Genomic DNA, 17511 nt, shown 5'->3' on the forward strand with positions numbered 1-17511 from the left:
GCACGCCGACATGACCGCGACGCAGATCACTGCATCGACGGGCACCGGCGATTCCGGGAGGGCGGCGGCCGCCGCCGCCCTCCCCACCCCGGGCCGCCGTCCGCGGCACCGGGGCCAGTGGGCCGCGTGGGCGTTCCTCGCCCCCGTCGTGATCTACCTGGTCGTCTTCTACGCCTATCCGCTGTACCGCAACCTCGACCTCAGCCTGCGGGACTACACCGTCCGCTCGTTCATCGACGGCAACGCCCCGTTCGTGTGGCTCGCCAACTACGTCACGGTCTTCCAGGACGCCACGTTCTGGCCGGCCCTGGCCAACACCGCGACGTTCACGCTCGTCTCGATCCTCTTCCAGTACTCCATCGGGATGGCGCTGGCGGTGTTCTTCTTCCAGCGCTTCCCGCTGTCGGCGACGCTGCGGGCGCTCTTCCTCGTGCCGTGGCTGCTCCCGCTGCTGGTTTCGGCCTCGGCGTGGTCGTGGATGCTCAACTCCGACTCCGGCGTCGTCAACGCCGCCCTGAGCGCGATCGGCCTGGACCCGGTCAACTGGCTCACGTCGCCCCAGTCGGCACTCGTGTCCGTGCTCATCGCGAACATCTGGATCGGCGTCCCGTTCAACCTCGTCATCCTCTACAGCGGCCTGCAGAACATCTCGGGCGACATCTACGAGGCGGCATCCATCGACGGCGCGAACGCGTGGCAGAAGTTCTGGCGCATCACCTTCCCGCTGCTGCGCCCGGTCTCGGCGATCACGATCCTGCTCGGCCTGGTCTACACCCTGAAGGTCTTCGACATCATCTGGATCATGACGCGGGGAGGCCCCGGGACCAGCTCGACCACCCTCGCCATCTGGTCGTACCGGCTGGGATTCGGCTCGGCCCTGCCCGACCTCAGCCCGGCGGCCGCCGTCGGCAACCTGCTCATCGTCATCGCCCTCGTCTTCGGGCTGATCTACATCCGCGCGCAGCGCCGTCTGGAGGTGTGATGAAACGTCGACCGTGGTGGATCACGCTCATCGGCGTGGTCCTGACCGGGATCATGCTGTTCCCCGTCTACTGGATGATCAACGTGTCGCTCACCCCGCAGAGCGACATGCGCAAGTCCCCGCCGGATCTGTTCCCGCTCACCCCGACGTTCGAGGGGTACGAGCGGGTGCTCTCCGACCAGCTGCCGTTCCTCGGGACGAGCTTCGTGGTCGGTGTCGGGACCGTGATCCTCACCCTGGCTCTGTCGGCGCCGGCGGCCTACGCGCTGGCGAAGCTGCGCCCGCGCGGCGGGAACGCCCTCAGCTTCGTGCTCCTCATCGCGCAGATGATCCCCGGGATCATCATGGCGATGGGCTTCTACGCCATCTACCTCAACGCGGGGATCCTGAACACGATCCCGGGGCTCATCCTGGCCGACTCGACGCTCGCGGTGCCGTTCGGCGTGCTGATCTTCACGGCGTTCATGCGCGGCATCCCGGACGAACTGCTCGCGGCCGCCCGCATCGACGGGGCGGGCACCTGGCGAACCTTCCGCTCGATCGTGCTGCCGGTGAGCCGCAACTCGATCGTCACGGTCTCGCTGTTCGCGTTCCTGTGGTCGTGGTCGGACTTCATCTTCGCCTCGACGCTGAACAGCGGAGGCAAGCTGCAGCCCATCACGATCGGCATCTACCGGTACATCGGCAACAACAACCAGGAGTGGAACGCGATCATGGCGACCGCCGTGGTGGCATCCATCCCCGCCGCCGTGCTCCTGATCCTCGCCCAGCGCTACGTGGCGGCCGGTGTGACCGCCGGCGCCGTCAAAGACTGACCCTCGAAAGGCCCTTCGTGTCCGTACCCTCCCTCCCGTCTTTCGACGTGCGCGAGATCCCCTTCAGTAGACGCGGATCCTGGCTCGACCTCTCGCCCGTCGTCGGTCTGCACCGTCACGCCGACGACGTGCACCTCGTCTCGCACGTCAACGGCATGCACGCGGTGCTGCGCCTCGTCCCGACCCGGGGCGGGAAGAGAGTGGATGCCGTCGTCCGTGCGGACGCGTCCTGGGTGACGTGGCACGTCGACGGGGAGGCCGTGGCGGCCGCGGTGTTCGAGTCCGACGAGGTCGTGCGGATCGCCGGCGGCGGCGATTTCACGATCGAGGATGCCGTCGCCGAACTGACGCCGTTCACCGGGTCGTACCTGTACCAGGATCCCCTCGACGGCTCCCACGTCTTCACGTCCTACGAGACGGGACGCCGCTACCGGGTGACGGTGCTCACGGGCCGACTCGCCGTCACCGGTGCCGAGGCGCTCGGGCATGGCATCCGATCGCTCACCTTGAGCGGGGAGGAGTGGGAGGTCGCGATCGAGGAGATCACCTCCGCGGCCCCGCCGTACGTGCCGCGGGAGGCGTTCGGCGAGGTGCGCCACCGGGTCGCCGGCGAGTTCACCGAGTACCTCGACGCGATCGCCGCGTGGCGCACCGACGAGACCCCCGCGGTCGCGCTCGCGGCCTACGTGCTGTGGTCGGCGACCGTGGCTCCGGCCGGATTCGTGCACCGCGAGTCGGTGCTCATGTCGAAGCACTGGATGGACAAGGTGTGGAGCTGGGACCACACCTTCAACGCGCTCGCGCTCGCCCCCGGGCTGCCCGATTCCGCGCTCGATCAGTTCCTCGCGCCCTTCGACCACCAGGATGCCGCGGGCGCGATGCCCGACTCGATCACCCACTCCGAAGTGCTGTACAACTACGTCAAGCCGCCGATCCACGGGTGGGCGCTGGCGAAGCTGCGCGAACGGATGCCGCGGGCGGCGACCGAGGAGGAGCTCCGCGCGATCTACGAGCGGCTCTCGCGCTGGTCGCGGTTCTGGCTCGAGCACCGCACCGCGCCGGGCCGCGCGTTGCCGCACTACCAGCACGGCAACGACAGCGGTTGGGACAATTCCACCGCCTTCGACCGCGATCGCGTGATCGAGGCGCCCGACCTGGCGGCCTTCCTCGCGGTGCAGCTCGACGTGCTGGCCGACCTCGCCGACGAGCTTCACATCGACGAGGCCGCCGGCTGGCGGGCGGAGGGCGAACGGCTCCGGGCGGCGCTGCTGCGCGAACTGCACGACGAGGACGGATTCTTCGCCGTGGCGCCGCTGAGCGGTCGCGTCAGCACGCGGTCCAGCCTGCTCACCCTGCTCCCCGTGCTCGCGTCCGACCGGCTGCCGGACGAGGTGGTCGACGGGCTGGCGGAGCGGATCGCGGCCCATCTCACGCCGTGGGGCCCGGCGACGCAGCTCGTCGACTCCGCCGAGTACGAGAGCGATGGGTACTGGCGCGGGCCGATCTGGGCGCCCTCGACCATGCTCATCGAGGAGGGCCTGCGTCGCGGTGGCCGAACCGCGCTCGCCGATGTCGTCAACGAGCGCTTCCGGGCGCTGTGCGAGCGATCCGGCTTCGCGGAGAACTTCGACGCGCTCAGCGGCGCGGGCCTGCGCGACCGCGCGTACACGTGGACGGCGAGCGTCTACCTGGTCTTCGCCCACGAGCATCTCCTCCGCCGAACGGGGCGCGGCCCCGCGTCCGAGGCATCCGCGTGATCGACGCCCCCTTCGTCGTCAACGGGCGACGGCTGATCTGGCGCGGCGACGGGGAGACCGTCGTGATCGAGCCCTGGGGCGCCGACAGCGTGCGCGTGCGCGCGCGTCTGATGCAGGACGTGCTCGATCACGACTGGGCGCTCCTCCCTCCGCCGCCGTCCGTCGTGGCCGACGTCGCCGTCGACGGTGACACGGCGACGCTCACCGTCGGGCGTCTGCGAGTGGTCGCGACCTCGTCCAGCGCCGTGCAGCTGCAGACCGGATACGACCGCAACCACTGCCATCTCGCCTTCTTCGACGCCGACGGCACCCTGCTGTTCCAGGAACGCGACGCCGGCGGATCCCTCGCGCTCGTCGCCCGCGAGCATCGCCCCGTCCCCGGCGGCGAGGTGCGCCTGACGGCGTCGTTCGACCACGATCCCGACGAACGCCTGTTCGGGATGGGGCAGTACCAGCAGGACGTGCTGGACCTGAAGGGCTGCACGTTCGAACTCGCCCACCGCAACTCCCAGTCGAGCGTGCCGTTCGTGATGTCCAGCCGCGGCTACGGGTTCCTCTGGCACAACCCCGCGATCGGACGGGCCACCTTCGCGACCAACGGCACGCAGTGGTCGGCCGAGGCGACCGATCAGCTCGACTACTGGGTGACCGCGGCCGGGTCGCCGAGCGCCATCGCCCGCGCGTACGCGGATGCCACGGGACACACGCCGATGATGCCGGAACGCGGACTCGGCTTCTGGCAGTGCAAGCTGCGCTACTCCTCGCAGGAGGAGCTGCTGGAGGTGGCCCGCGAGCACAAGAGGCGGGGGCTCCCGCTCGACGTCATCGTGGCGGACTTCTTCCACTGGCCGAAGATGGGCGACCTCCGCTTCGAGGACGAGTTCTGGCCCGACCCGACGGCGATGGTGCGCGAGCTGGATTCGCTCGGGGTCGAGCTCATGGTGTCGGTGTGGCCGCAGGTGTCGCTGGAGTCCGAGAACTACGCCCGCATGAAGAAGGAGAACCTCCTCGTCCGCGCCGAACGCGGACTCGACGTGCACATGTCGTTCGAGGGGCCGAGCGCCTTCCTGGATGCCACCAACCCCCGCGCCCGCGCCTTCGTGTGGGACCGCATCCGCGCGAACTACGGCGTGCACGGCATCCGCACCTTCTGGCTCGACGAGGCCGAACCCGAATACGGCCTCTACGACTACGACAACTACCGGTACCACCTCGGATCGGTGCTGAAGGTCGGCAACCTCTACCCGCAGCACTACGCCCGCGCCTTCGCCGAGGGGCAGTGGGGCGATGGCGAGACCGACGTCGTGAACCTCCTGCGGACGGCCTGGGCCGGCAGTCAGCGCTACGGCGCCCTGGTCTGGTCGGGGGACATCGCCTCGACCTTCGCCGCGCTGCGCGCGCAGGTCACCGCCGGCATCCACATGGGGGTCGCCGGCATCCCGTGGTTCACGACCGACATCGGCGGCTTCCACCACGGCGACCCGGATGACGAGGGGTTCCGCGAACTGCTGGTGCGGTGGTTCCAGTTCGGGGCGTTCTGTCCCGTGATGCGGCTGCACGGCGACCGCCTTCCCACGATCGCGATCACCGCCGCCGACGGGACGCGACGTTCACCCTCGGGCGGACCGAACGAGGTGTGGAGCTTCGGCGAGGCCGTCACACCGGTGCTCGAGCGCTACCTCTTCGCGCGCGAGGCGCTGCGACCGTACGTCCGCGACGTGATGCGCGACGCGCACGAGAACGGGCAGCCCGTGCTGCGCGGGCTGTTCCACGGGTTCCCCGACGATGCGCGGACGTGGGACGTGAAGGACCAGTACCTCTTCGGCCCCGACCTGCTCGTCGCGCCCGTGATGGAGGCCGGCGCGCGCTCACGGCGTGTGGTGCTGCCGGCGGGGGCGGCGTGGACCGATCTGTGGAGCGGGACCGTGTTCGCCGGCGGCGGGGAGATCGAGGTCGACGCCCCGCTGGAGCGGATCCCGGTGTTCGTCCGCGACGGCGCGCAGGCCGAGGTGGTCGCTGCGGTGCGCGCGGCGCTCGGCATCGCGTGACCGCGTGGCCGCGGGTGAGCTGCCGCGCGGGCGAGCTGCCGCGGGGGTGCGCTGCCGCGTGGCGCGCGGGGCGGTGCCGCGCGAGCTGCCGCGCGGGTGAGCTGCCGACGTGGGTTCAGCCGACACCGATAAACGCGATCCACGCCCAGAAACGCGGGGAGAGCGCGTTTCTGGGCGTGAATCGCGTTTATGACGCGGGGGTGGCGGCGGCCGCGCCTCAGCCGAGGAGCGGCACCGCGCCCACGAGCACGCCGACGGCGAGCATCACGAGCGAGACGATCGTCGCCCGCCACAGCACCTTCTTGTGGTGGTCGCCGAGGTTCACCCCGGCGAGCGAGACGAGCAGCAGGATCGCGGGCACCAGAGGGCTCTGCAGGTGCACGGGCTGACCGGTGATCGATGCGCGGGCCATCTCGACCGGGGCGATGCCGTAGTTCGCCGCGCTCTCGGCGAGGACCGGCAGGATGCCGAAGTAGAACGCGTCGTTCGACATGAAGAATGTGAACGGGATCGACAGCACGCCGGTGATGACCGCGAGGAACGGGCCCATCGAGGAGGGGATCACCTGCGTGATCCACGCGGCCATCGCCGTGACCATGCCGGTGCCGTTCAGGACGCCCACCAGCACGCCGGCGGCCAGCACCATCGAGACGACACCGACGATGCTCGGGGCGTGGGCGACGATCTCGTCGGCCTGTCCGCGCAGCTTCGGGAAGTTCACGATCAGGGCCAGCGCCGCGCCGACCATGAACACGAACGCGAGCGGGAAGACGTCCATCACCAGCAGCACCATCACGGCGACGGTGAGCGCCAGGTTGAACCAGATGAGCTTCGGGCGGAGCGTCGCGCGGTTCGGATCGAGCATGGTGTCGGCCATGGCGGTGTCGGCCGCGACGACGAGCTCGGGGGCGGCGACGGCGCCGCGCCCGCCGCGGACCGTCACGACGTTGCCGGTGCGCAGCGACGCGACCGCGCCGGGCTTGGACTCCGCGCCGCGGAACAGCTTCGGTCCGCCGAGCCGGCCGAACCCGGTGGCGCCGTCGAGCTTCGAGGTGTCCACCGAGCCCGCGAGGCGCTTGCGCTCCGAGAGGCCCAGGAACCACGCGAACGCCAGCGCGACGACCAGGCCCGCGAGGAGCGAGGGCAGCATGGGCACGAAGATGTCGGTGGGCTGGACCCCCAGCGCCGTCGCGGCGCGGACGGTGGGGCCGCCCCAGGGCACGATGTTCAGCGTGCCGTTCATCAGTCCGGCGACGCACGTGAGCACGACCGGGCTCATGCCGAGGCGCAGGTAGAGCGGCAGCATCGCCGAGGTCGTGATGATGAAGGTCGTCGATCCGTCGCCGTCGAGCGACACCGCGCCGGCGAGGATCGCCGTACCGAGCACGATCTTGGCCGGGTCGTCGCCCAGGAAGCGCGTGATCACGCGGATCAGCGGATCGAACAGACCGACGTCGATCATGATGCCGAAGTACATGATCGCGAAGAGCAGCAGGGCCGCGGTCGGCGCCATCTTGCCGATCGCGTCGATCACCATGTCGCCGAGACCGAAGCCCGCGCCGGCGATCAGGCCGAAGATCGTCGGGACGACGATGAGCGCGACCATCGGGGTCAGGCGTCGCGTCATGATCAGGGCCATGAACGACAGCACCATCAGGAAGCCGAGGGCCACGAGCACCCCGTCGGCGGGTGTGTAGGCCACCGGGTACTCGGCGGCTTCGGCCGCAAGGATCAGGGGGGTCATCGCGACTCCTTCGTCGTGGATGCCGGCGCACCGCGCGCCGTCGATCCGCTGAACCTACGGACGCGGCCCCCGGTCGCGCGCGCTTGCTCGCATTGACCGGCGTTGTGCGCGTAGCGTGTGTTCTGCGCATTTCGCGCACAACGGCGTTCGGAGGTGCCATGCGGTTCGCCACCCGGACGCTGCTCGTCCAGATCGCCACGATGGTGGCCGTGGTGGCCGTGTGCACCGCGGTGTTCGCGTGGCTCGGCATCCAGCAACTGCGCGCCGAGGCCGACTCGTCGGCGCTGAACATCGCGCGGTCCGTCGCCGAGGCGCCGGAGGTCCGTGAGCTCGTCGCCGCGTACTCCGCCGACCCGGGAACCCCGGATGCCGCGAGCCTCCGCGGCGGCACGCTCGAGCGCTACGCCTCCGACGTCACCGCGCGGACCGAGGGCCTGTTCGTCGTGATCACCGACGACCACGGCATCCGTCTGGCCCACCCCGATCCCGATCGCCTCGGCGAGGTCGTGAGCACGAGCTTCGCCGACGCGCTCGCCGGGCGCGAGGTCGTCACGTGGGAGACGGGCACCCTGGGGGAGTCCGCCCGCGCGAAGGTCCCCGTCTATCCGCCCGACGGCGGTGCTCCGGTGGGCGAGGTCAGCGTCGGATTCGAGCGCGCGAGCGTGTTCGACGACCTGCCCGCCCTCCTGATCGGCATCGGCATCGCGGTGCTCGTGGCGGTGGGGCTCGGTGTCGCGGTGGCGCTGCTCACGCGGCGGCGTCTCGAACGCCTCACGCTCGGGCTGCAGCCCGAGGAGCTCGTCGCCCTCGTGCAGACGCAGACCGCCGTGCTGGAGAGCGCCGACGAGGGCGTCGTCGCGATCGACGACGCCGGCGTCGTGCGGGTCTGCACGACGACGGCCGAGACGCTCCTCGGGGTGTCGGGCGCGGTCGGGCGCCGCCTGGACGAACTGGGACTCCCGCCCGCGGTGGCCGCCGTGCTCGCCGGGTCCGGGGCGCCGAACGGGATGCCGATCGGCGAACGCGTCGTCTTCGTCGACGTCCGGCCCGTCCGGCGCGGGACGCGCGCGCTCGGCCGCGTCGCGGTGCTCCGCGATCGCACCGACGTCCTCGCGCTGTCGGACCGTCTCGACAGTGTGCGGGCGCTCGGCGACGCGCTGCGGGTGCAGCGCCACGAGAACGCCAATCGCGTGCACGCCGCCGTCGGCCTGCTCGACGCCGGGCGCACGGCGGAGGCGCGCGCGTTCCTCGCCGATCTGGTGGACCGCGGGTCGGTCGACTGGGCCGTGCCGGGGCTCGATCTCGTCGGCGACGCGATGCTGCGGTCGTTCCTCGGGGCGAAGGGACTGTCCGCGCGGGAACGCGGGGTGACCCTCCGGGTCGCGGACGAGACGTGGCTTCCCGCGACCGTCGTCGACGTGGAGGACGTCATCGCCGTGCTCGGCAACCTGGTCGACAACGCCGTGACGGCGGCGGCATCCGGGGGCGAGCCCCGCGCGGTCGAGGTCGCCGTCCTCGGCGACGGCGGCGACCTCGTGCTCACGGTGGCCGACACCGGCGGCGGCATCGCCGACGTCGACGCGGCCTTCGCTCCGCGCGAGCGCCCCGACGATCCTGCCGCGGTGCACGGTCTCGGCGTGGGGCTGCCGCTCTCGCGCGAGTTCGCCCGGCGGCGCGGCGGCGACGTCTGGATCGTGGATGCCGGCGGGTCCGGGCACGGCGCGGTGGTCGCCGCTCGGCTGCCGGGCGTGCTCCACACCGGCGCCGAGGGGGCCGCGCGTTCGCCGCGACCCGCGACCGAGGGGGAGAGATGACCGAAATCCGCGTCCTCGTCGTCGACGACGACTTCCGTGTGGCGGGGCTGCATCGTGACGCCGTCGATGCGCGCCCCGGCTTCACGGCCCTGGAACCCGCGCGGACGGTCGGGGACGCGCGGGCGGCGATCGCCGCGCACGCCCCCGACCTGGTGCTCGCCGACGTCTACCTGCCCGACGGCGACGGGATCGAACTCGTCCGTTCGGTCGGTCTCGACGCCTTCGTGCTGTCGGCGGCGACGGATGCCGCGACCGTGCGGCGGGCGTTCACGGCCGGGGCGCTGGCGTTCCTCGTGAAGCCGTTCGACACCCGCGTCCTGGCCGAACGCCTTGACCGGTACGCGCGCTACCGCAACCTGCTCGCGTCGTCGCGGCCGCTGACCCAGGACGACGTCGACCGCGCCGCCGCGGTCATGCGAGGGGAGCGGGACGGTGCGTCGCTCGCCCGGTCGGCGACCGAGCAGACGGTCCTCGCGGCGCTCGGGGACGACGAGGCGTCGGCGTCCGAGGTCGCGGAGCGCATCGGTGTCTCCCGCGCGACCGCGCAGCGCCACCTGACGGCGCTGGCCGAGCGCGGCCTGGTCACGGTGGGCCTCCGCTACGGCTCGACCGGCCGCCCCGAGCACCGCTTCCGGGTCGGCGGCTGAGTCGCTCGGAGCCGGCATCCCTCCCCAGCCCCCGCGTGGTGTTCACCGGTGTCCCATGTCCCACTTGTTGCTGGTCGGCGGGGCTTTGAGCGGCCGTTTGTGGGACACGCATTGCCATAAGTGGGACGAGGGGGTCAGCGCTCGAGAACCGCCCAGCCGCGGGGCGGGAGCTCCACCCTCGCGTCGGCGAGCATCCCGTCGCCGGTGACCACGGTCGCGGCGTCGGCGGCGGGGAGCGAAACGGGGGCGTCGCCCAAGTTCAACGCGACGATCACCGCCTCGGCATCCACGGCGGTGCGCAGCACAAGGGTGGTGTTCGTGACCTCGACGACATCGGTGCGGGCGCGCCAGAGCCACGGATGCCGCCGGCGGAGGGCGATGAGCGCGCGATGCGCGTCGAGGATGCGCTCGTCCACGCCGGTGACCTCCGCCGGTGTCGCCGGGAACTCCGGCCGCACCGCGTCGTCGCCGCCCTCGCGCTCCTCCTTCACCGCGGTCCAGCCGAACTCGTCGCCGGCGTAGACCGACGGCGTGCCGCCCACCGTGAACAGCACCGCGAGGGCGTGCGGGACGAGGTCGCGTCCCACGGCCGAAGCGATCCGCGTGACGTCGTGGTTGCCGACGAACGTCTGCGGAGCGTAGGCCGCGAGAAGCTCGTCGTGCCGCTCGATCGCGTGGCTCAGCTCGAAGAAGTTGCCGTCGGCGATGCCGTGCCAGATGCCCTGCCACAGCTCGTACTGCGTCAGCGAATCCATCGTCGACGCGTGCACGATCGCTGCGCCGTCGCCGTGGATCACCTCGCCGACGAACCACGCCTCAGGGAACCGCTCGCGGACGCGCGGGAGAACCCGCGCCCAGAATTCCGGCGGCACCGCGTAGGCGGCATCCAGTCTCCACCCGTCGATTCCGCGCTCGAGCCAGTGGCACATGACGTCGATCACGAGGTCGGCCGTCGCGTCGGAGGAGTGATCGAGCGCGACGAGGGCGCCGTGCCCCTCGAACACCTCGGGCTCGAACCGGTCGTCGACCCACCGTCCGCGGAACAGCGTCGTGTCGCCGCCCGCGAGCACGGCCTGGAAGGCGGGATGCCCGCGCCCCACGTGGTTGAAGACGCCGTCGAGAAGGACTCGGATGCCACGCTCCCGGGACGCTGCGAGCAACCGGTCGAGGTCGGCGTCGCTGCCCAGCCGCGGGTCGATGCGGAAGTGATCGACGGTGTCGTACCCGTGGGTCTCGGACGCGAAGATCGGCCCCAGTAGGAGACCGTTCAGGCCGAGCTCGATGACGTGGTCGAGCCACGGCTCGATGCGCTCGAGGCGGTGCACCGGTTCCGCGTCCGGGTCGACGTCGTCGCGGATGGGAGCACCGACGAACCCCAGGGGGTACAGGTGCCACCAGAAGACGTGCGCGGGCCAGTCGGGCATGACCCCGAGGCTATCCGCCGAGGTGCCGCCCTGCGACGGATATCGACCCCTCACGCGCGAGGAGTCACGCCCGGGCGCGCTCGTCGGGCAGGGCGAAGGGCGCGAGGTCGATCGCGCGCGCGCGCGTGCTCTCGATCGCGGCGGCGACGGCGCCGATCGACACGATGTCGGCGCCGAGGGGGGATGCCACGATCTCGGGCGGCGGAAGGTGCAGTGCGTCGGGAAGGGACTCGGTCGCCGCGGCGATGATCGGGCTGGCCCCGGCCGCGATCGCCCCGGAGATCACCACCCGCCGCACGTCGAACAGACTGCCGAGGAGCCCCGCGACGACCGCCAGCTGCGTCCCGACCTCGGCCGCGACGGCCAGCGCCCCGGGGTCTCCACTGGCGGCGAGGTCGAGGATCGTCTTGGCATCCAGGCCGTCCGCCGGGACGTCGGCCAGGGCGCTGCCGGCGGGCAGGGTGCCCGCGGTGATCGCCGCCCGTGCGGCTTCGACGCACCGCGGCGCGAGACCGTAGGCGCTGCCGACACCCTCGACCCGGTCGAACGCGACCGTCTCGCCGGCGCCGCCGTGTGCGCCGCGGAGCAGGCGGCCGTCGAGCCAGAGCCCGGCGCCGAACCGTTCGCCGGCCAGGAGCGCCACGAAGTCGTCGTAGCCGACCGCGGCGCCCTGTGCGTGCTCCGCGACGGCCGCGAGCGACGCGTCGTTCTCGACGCGGACGACCGGCGCCCACGGGGCGAACGCGTCGACGAAGTCGGGGTTCATGCGCTGCCAGAAGCCGTCGTGGTGGATCGGGGAGCGCCCGGCGCGGTCGACGGGGGCGGGCACGCCCACGCACACCGCGACGAGATCCGCGCGCGACGCTCGCGCCCGGGTCAGGGTGGCGTCGACGACCTTCTCGGCCGCCCGTCGGCGGCGCTCGGGGGAGTCGCGCTCCGGGTCGATGGACAGGCGCGAGGTCGCGACCGGAACGCCGCGCAGGTCGGCCACCGTCGCGGTGACGTGTCCGCGACCGGCATCCACGCCGACGACGAGCCCGGCGTCGGCGCGGAGGGCGAAGCGGCGTGCCGGGCGCCCCTTGGAGTACTCGCCCACGGCACGGGCGTTCGGCAGCTCCTCGAGCAGTCCCCGGGCGACGAGTTCGTCGAGCACGTCGATCGTCGTCGAGCGGGTCAGCGCGACGGCCGCCATGACGTCGCTCGCGGTGAAGACCTCGGCGTCCCACGCGTAGGCGAGCACGGCATCGAGGCTGTGGCGGCGGAGCGAGGGCACCGAGGGTGTGGCATCCGTCATCGGATCTTGACCCCTCTCGTGTCTGATGCAATACTGCCCTCACTGGATTGATTTGGCGAGTAGATTTAATCTCTGATTCAAGATCGCAAGGATGCGAGGACAACACGTGTCGAGAAAGACGGCGACGATGCGACGAACGGTCGCGGCGCTGGCGGTGACGGCCATGGGGGCGGCGATGCTCGCCGGGTGCTCCGCCGACGGGCGCGAGACGATCCGCTTCACGTTCAGCAAACGCGAGGCCCTCGCGTTCATGAACCAGGTGGTCTCCGACTACAACGCCTCCCAGGACAAGGTGCGGGTGGAGATGGATGCCTCGGGCGTCGACGTCGTGTCGGCGAGCTTCGTCCGCGGCAATCCGCCCGACATCATGCTCGCGAATTACAACTACGAGGTCGCGCGGTTCGTCCAGCGCTGTGCGCTCACGGACCTGTCCGGAACGACCGCCGCCGGCACCGTGCGCGAGGACCTGCAGCCCCTCATGGACCAGTACGGTTCGTGCGCCGGGCGCACGAGCGCCCTGCCGTACTCCGTCATGGCGTCGTCGGTGATCTACAACACGCAGATCTTCGACCAGCTGGGTCTGTCGGTCCCGACGACCTGGGATGAGCTGCTCCAGACCGCCGAGACGCTGAAGGCGAACGGCATCACGCCGTTCTACGGCACCTTCAAAGACGACTGGACCATCGGTCAGGGCTGGTACGACTACGCCGTGGGCGGGTCGCTGAACGTCGTCGACTTCTTCGACGGCCTCGCCGCCGAGGGCGACGCGGTCGGCCCCGACTCCGGGGTGTCGTTCCAGAAGGACTTCGCCGAGCCGATGCAGCGGATGACCGAGCTGTCGTCGACCTACACCAACCCGGATGCCGCGAGCCGCGGCTACGGCGACGGCAACCTCGCGTTCGCGCAGGGGCAGGCCGCGATGTACCTGCAGGGGCCGTGGGCGCTCGGCGAGATCGCCAAGACCTCGCCCGACCTGCCGGTGGGCACCTTCCCGCTGCCCATGACCGACGACCCGAACGACCTCGCGGTGCGCGTCAACATGGACCTCGCGGCCATGATCCCCGAGGGCTCGAGACATCAGGATGCCGCGCGCGACTTCCTCGAATACCTCTACCAGCCGCAGATCATCGAGGCCTACAACGAGTCGCAGCTCGGGTTCGCGCCCACCAAGGACGCGCCCGCCCCCAGCGACCCGCGCGTGGCCGGGATGATCCCCTACTACGACGAGGGGCGCATCTACCAGGGCGCCTCGGTGCTCGTGCCCAAGACCATCCCCGTCTTCAGCTACGCGCAGGCCATGATCCTCGGGGCCTCGACCGAGGGCACTCTGAACACCCTGGATCAGGACTGGTCGCGGCTGGCGTTCCGGCAGCCCGCCGCGTCCACCACCGAGTCCGCCGCCGAAGGAGTCGCGCGATGACCACCACGACCACCATCGTCACCGGCGGGAAGGCGGCCGCCCGGCGCAGCAGCCGTCGCGTCGAACCGATCTACTACCTGTTCCTGCTTCCGACGCTCGCGCTGTTCACCCTCGCGATCACGGTGCCCGGCCTCGTCGGCATCTTCTTCAGCTTCACCGACTCCATCGGTCTCGGGCAGTGGAACTTCGTCGGGCTGACCAACTACATCGCGCTCTTCAGCGACCCGGCGATCCTGCAGGCGTACCTGTTCACCTTCGGGTTCTCGGTCGCGACGGTCATCGTCGTCAACATCGCCGCGTTCCTGCTCGCCGTCGGCCTCACCGCGCAGATCCGCTTCAAGAAAGCGCTGCGCACGGTGTTCGTCATCCCGATGGTGATCTCGGGCATCATCATCGCCTACGTCTTCAACTTCCTCTTCAGCAACTCCCTCCCGCAGGCCGGGACCGCCCTCGGCATCCCGTGGCTGGAGACCTCGCTCCTGGCGAACCCCGACCTCGCCTGGGTCGCGATCGTGATCGTGACCGCGTGGCAGGCGATCCCCGGCACGCTTCTCATCTACATCGCGGGTCTGCTGTCGGTGCCCGGCGACGTGTACGAGGCCGCGGGCCTGGACGGGGCGAACAAGACGCAGCAGCTGCTGCGGATCACCCTCCCGCTGGTAGCCGGCTACGTCGTCATCAACGTCATCCTGGGCTTCAAGGGCTTCCTCAATGCCTACGACGTCATCGTCGGTCTCACCAACGGGGGACCCGGCACCTCGACCCGCAGCGTCGCGATGTCGATCATCCTCGGCTTCAACGGCGGCGACTACGCCTACCAGATGGCCAACGCGGCCCTCTTCTTCCTCGTCGCCGTCGCGATCTCGCTGCTCCAGCTCTCGCTCACCCGGGGAAGGAACACCCTCTCATGACCGCTGTGAACCAGCCGGCGCTCGCTTTCGAGCAGGCCGAACTCTCCGTCCCCTCGCGCCGACGCTCCGGTATCCGTCGGGTGGGCACCGAGCGCATCAACTGGTCGGCGACCACCGTCCTGGTGCTGTGCGCCGTCACGGTGCTGCTGCCGCTGTACGTCTCGATCACGATGGCGCTCAAGAGCGGGGCGCAGGTCGTCGACGGCAACGCCTTCTCGTTCCCGTCGCCCATCAGCTTCGACGGTTTCGTGCAGGCGTGGACGCTGACGAAGTTCCCCGTGGGCCTCACGATCTCGCTGCTCGTCATGGCGGGCACGGTCGCCGCGACCATCGTGCTGGCGGCCTTCGCCTCGTACGCGATCGCCCGCAACTGGGACCGCAAGCTCTTCCGGTACTCGTTCTTCTACCTACTGGCGGCGATGTTCATCCCGTTCCCGGTCGTGGCGCTGCCGCAGATCCAGCTCACCGGACGTGTCGGTCTCGACAACCCGTTCGGCGTGATCATCCTCGCCACGATGTTCCAGCTGAGCTTCAGCGTGCTGCTGTTCACCGCGTTCCTGCGCTCCATCCCGCGGGAACTCGAGGAGAGCGCGCGCATCGACGGCGCGACCACGTGGCAGACCTTCTGGCGACTGATCTTCCCGCTGCTCGCGCCCATGAGCGCGACGGTCGGCATCTTCGCCTTCCTGTACGCGTGGAACGACTTCATGATGCCGTCGCTCATCATCAGCGATCCGGCCCTGCAGACCCTCCCCGTGCGGCAGAACCTGTTCCAGACGCAGTTCAGCAACAACTACAACGTCGCCTTCGCCTCCTACCTCATGGCCATGGCCCCCGCGATCGTCGCCTACCTCTTCACCCAGCGATGGGTGATGGCCGGCGTCACGCAGGGCGCCGTCAAGGGCTGACCGACCCCCACCCCTCGAAAGGATCCTTCGTGACCACCGCCGCACCGTCCGTGCACGCCCGCGAGCTCTCCGCCGCCCCCGACTGGTGGCGTCAGGCCGTGGTGTACCAGGTGTATCCCCGCAGCTTCGCCGACAGCAACGGCGACGGCCTCGGCGACATCCCCGGCATCACCTCCCGGGTCCCGTACCTGGCCGAACTGGGAGTGGATGCCATCTGGCTCAGCCCCTTCTACCCCTCGGCGCTCGCCGACGGCGGCTACGACGTCGCCGACTACCGCGACGTCGACCCGCGGCTCGGGACCCTGGCCGACATGGACGAGCTCATCGCGCAGCTGCACGCCCATGGCATCCGTGTCGTGGTCGACATCGTGCCCAACCACACCTCGAACGACCACGCATGGTTCCAGGAGGCGCTCGCCGCCGGCCGCGGCTCCGCCGCGCGTGAGCGGTACATCTTCCGCGAGGGCACGGGCCCCGACGGCGCGGAGCCGCCGACGGACTGGCAGTCGGTGTTCGGCGGACCCGCGTGGGAGCGCGTCGCGGACGGGCAGTGGTACTTCCACAACTTCGACGTGTCCCAGCCCGACCTGAACTGGGCCAACCCCGAGGTGCGCGCCGACTTCGTGAAGACGCTGCGCTTCTGGAGCGACCGCGGGGTCGACGGCTTCCGCATCGACGTCGCGCACATGCTGACGAAGGACCTCAGCGAGCCGCTGCCCTCGGCGGCCGAGCTCGCCGCGATGCCCCAGGACGGCACCCACCCCCTCCTCGACCGGGACGACGTGCACGAGGTGTACGCCGAGTGGCGCGCCGTGTTCAACTCCTACGACCCGCCGCGCACCGCCGTCGCCGAGGCGTGGGTGCACCCCTCGCGCGTGCCGCTGTACGCGAGCATCGAGAGCCTGGGGCAGTCGTTCAACTTCGACCTGCTCGAGGCCGACTTCGACGCCGGGCAGTTCCGCCGCATCGTCGCCGACAACCTCGCGCTCGCCGCGCAGTCGGGCTCATCGACGACGTGGGTGCTGTCGAACCACGACGTCGTCCGCCACGCCACGCGCTACGGGCTCCCCGACGCCGAGCGCGCAGCTGACGGCCGACCGACGCTCAAGCACGGCAACGAGTGGCTGCTCTCCGGGGGGACCGCGCCGGTGCTCGACGCCGAGCGGGGCGGACGTCGCGCCCGCGCCGCCGCGCTGTTCGTGCTGGGCCTGCCCGGCTCGGCGTACCTGTACCAGGGGGAGGAGCTCGGACTGCACGAGGTCGCCGAGATCCCCGACGCCGCGCGCCAGGACCCGACCTACTTCCGCAGCCCCGGTGTCGACATCGGGCGGGACGGATGCCGCGTGCCGCTGCCGTGGAGCGCTTCCGGCACCGCATTCGGCTTCGGCGGCGGCGGCGCGCACCTGCCGCAGCCGGAGTGGTTCACGACGTACGCGGTCGACCGTCAGGACGGCGATCCGGCCTCGACGCTGTCGCTGTACCGCCACGCCCTCGACCTCCGGCACGAGCTGCAGACCGCCGAGGAGCTGGAGTGGCTCGACCTCGGCCGCGATGACGTGGTGGCCTTCGCCCGCCCCGACGGCTGGACGGTGGTGACGAACTTCGGCACCGAGCCGGTGCAGCTTCCCGCGGGCGAGGTGCTGCTGTCGAGCGCTCCCGTCGAGTCGGGGACACTCCCCGGCGAGGCATCGGCCTGGCTGCGCGTGTAGCTCGCGGCATCCATCCCGCTTCAGTGTCCAAGACACGC

Annotated in this window: 13 protein-coding genes; 10 read left to right on the plus strand and 3 right to left on the minus strand. The window is 70.7% G+C overall.

The genetic code is table 11. The annotated features are described in order from the left end of the window. Positions 1 to 10: 10 nt before the first annotated feature. Genes BW982_RS15640 through BW982_RS15655 form a run of 4 tightly spaced genes read left to right on the plus strand, consistent with a single transcriptional unit; the run spans position 11 to position 5602 of the window. Complete coding sequence (locus tag BW982_RS15640; RefSeq protein ID WP_076494889.1) at positions 11 to 982, plus strand: carbohydrate ABC transporter permease; 972 nt, start codon at positions 11 to 13, stop codon at positions 980 to 982. Beyond that, positions 982 to 1797 (plus strand): carbohydrate ABC transporter permease, encoded by an 816-nt coding sequence (locus BW982_RS15645; RefSeq protein ID WP_076494891.1) that lies wholly within the window; start codon positions 982 to 984, stop codon positions 1795 to 1797. Before BW982_RS15640 ends, BW982_RS15645 begins: the two co-directional genes overlap by 1 nt. Before the next feature lie 17 nt (positions 1798 to 1814). Then, positions 1815 to 3554 carry an amylo-alpha-1,6-glucosidase gene (locus tag BW982_RS15650; RefSeq protein ID WP_076494893.1) on the plus strand — a complete coding sequence of 580 codons (1740 nt, stop codon included), beginning with the start codon at positions 1815 to 1817 and terminating at the stop codon, positions 3552 to 3554. Next, a complete protein-coding gene (locus tag BW982_RS15655) occupies positions 3554 to 5602 on the plus strand; it encodes a glycoside hydrolase family 31 protein (RefSeq protein ID WP_076495083.1) in 2049 nt (682 codons plus the stop codon). The genes BW982_RS15650 and BW982_RS15655 overlap by 1 nt, the downstream gene beginning before the upstream one ends. Before the next feature lie 217 nt (positions 5603 to 5819). Here BW982_RS15655 and BW982_RS15660 read toward each other — a convergent pair whose 3' ends face one another. After that, positions 5820 to 7346 carry a CitMHS family transporter gene (locus tag BW982_RS15660; RefSeq protein ID WP_076494895.1) on the minus strand — a complete coding sequence of 509 codons (1527 nt, stop codon included), beginning with the start codon at positions 7344 to 7346 and terminating at the stop codon, positions 5820 to 5822. Positions 7347 to 7504: 158 nt separating this feature from the next. Here BW982_RS15660 and BW982_RS15665 point away from each other — a divergent pair, with 158 nt between their 5' ends. Further along, entirely contained in the window at positions 7505 to 9160 is a 1656-nt protein-coding gene (locus BW982_RS15665) for a sensor histidine kinase (RefSeq protein WP_076494897.1), read from the plus strand. Next, entirely contained in the window at positions 9157 to 9807 is a 651-nt protein-coding gene (locus BW982_RS15670; RefSeq protein WP_076494899.1) for a response regulator, read from the plus strand. The genes BW982_RS15665 and BW982_RS15670 overlap by 4 nt, the downstream gene beginning before the upstream one ends. Before the next feature lie 134 nt (positions 9808 to 9941). On the opposite strand, the gene BW982_RS15675 is transcribed toward BW982_RS15670, so the two are convergent. Both BW982_RS15675 and BW982_RS15680 read right to left on the minus strand, forming a co-directional pair. Then, the gene (locus tag BW982_RS15675; protein WP_076494901.1) at positions 9942 to 11231 is read right to left on the minus strand and encodes an alpha-amylase family glycosyl hydrolase; all 1290 of its coding nucleotides are present in this window, start codon (positions 11229 to 11231) and stop codon (positions 9942 to 9944) included. 64 nt (positions 11232 to 11295) lie between these two features. Beyond that, the gene (locus BW982_RS15680) at positions 11296 to 12525 is read right to left on the minus strand and encodes an ROK family protein (RefSeq protein ID WP_076494903.1); all 1230 of its coding nucleotides are present in this window, start codon (positions 12523 to 12525) and stop codon (positions 11296 to 11298) included. A gap of 127 nt (positions 12526 to 12652) precedes the next feature. On the opposite strand from BW982_RS15680, the gene BW982_RS15685 reads away from it, so the two are divergent. From BW982_RS15685 to BW982_RS15700, 4 genes are read left to right on the plus strand one after another with little or no spacing between them, the layout of a single operon-like run. After that, positions 12653 to 13945, plus strand: a complete 1293-nt coding sequence (locus tag BW982_RS15685; protein WP_076494905.1) for an ABC transporter substrate-binding protein — start codon at positions 12653 to 12655, stop codon at positions 13943 to 13945. Then, on the plus strand, positions 13942 to 14856 hold the full coding sequence (locus BW982_RS15690) for a carbohydrate ABC transporter permease (protein WP_076494907.1): 915 nt from the start codon (positions 13942 to 13944) through the stop codon (positions 14854 to 14856). The genes BW982_RS15685 and BW982_RS15690 overlap by 4 nt, the downstream gene beginning before the upstream one ends. After that, positions 14853 to 15764, plus strand: a complete 912-nt coding sequence (locus BW982_RS15695; protein ID WP_076494909.1) for a carbohydrate ABC transporter permease — start codon at positions 14853 to 14855, stop codon at positions 15762 to 15764. Before BW982_RS15690 ends, BW982_RS15695 begins: the two co-directional genes overlap by 4 nt. Positions 15765 to 15793: 29 nt before the next feature. Beyond that, entirely contained in the window at positions 15794 to 17473 is a 1680-nt protein-coding gene (locus tag BW982_RS15700; RefSeq protein ID WP_076494911.1) for a glycoside hydrolase family 13 protein, read from the plus strand. The last annotated feature ends 38 nt before the right edge of the window (positions 17474 to 17511 follow it).

It is taken from the genome of Microbacterium sp. RURRCA19A, from assembly GCF_900156455.1.
In the GTDB taxonomy this organism is placed as follows: Bacteria; Actinomycetota; Actinomycetes; order Actinomycetales; family Microbacteriaceae; genus Microbacterium.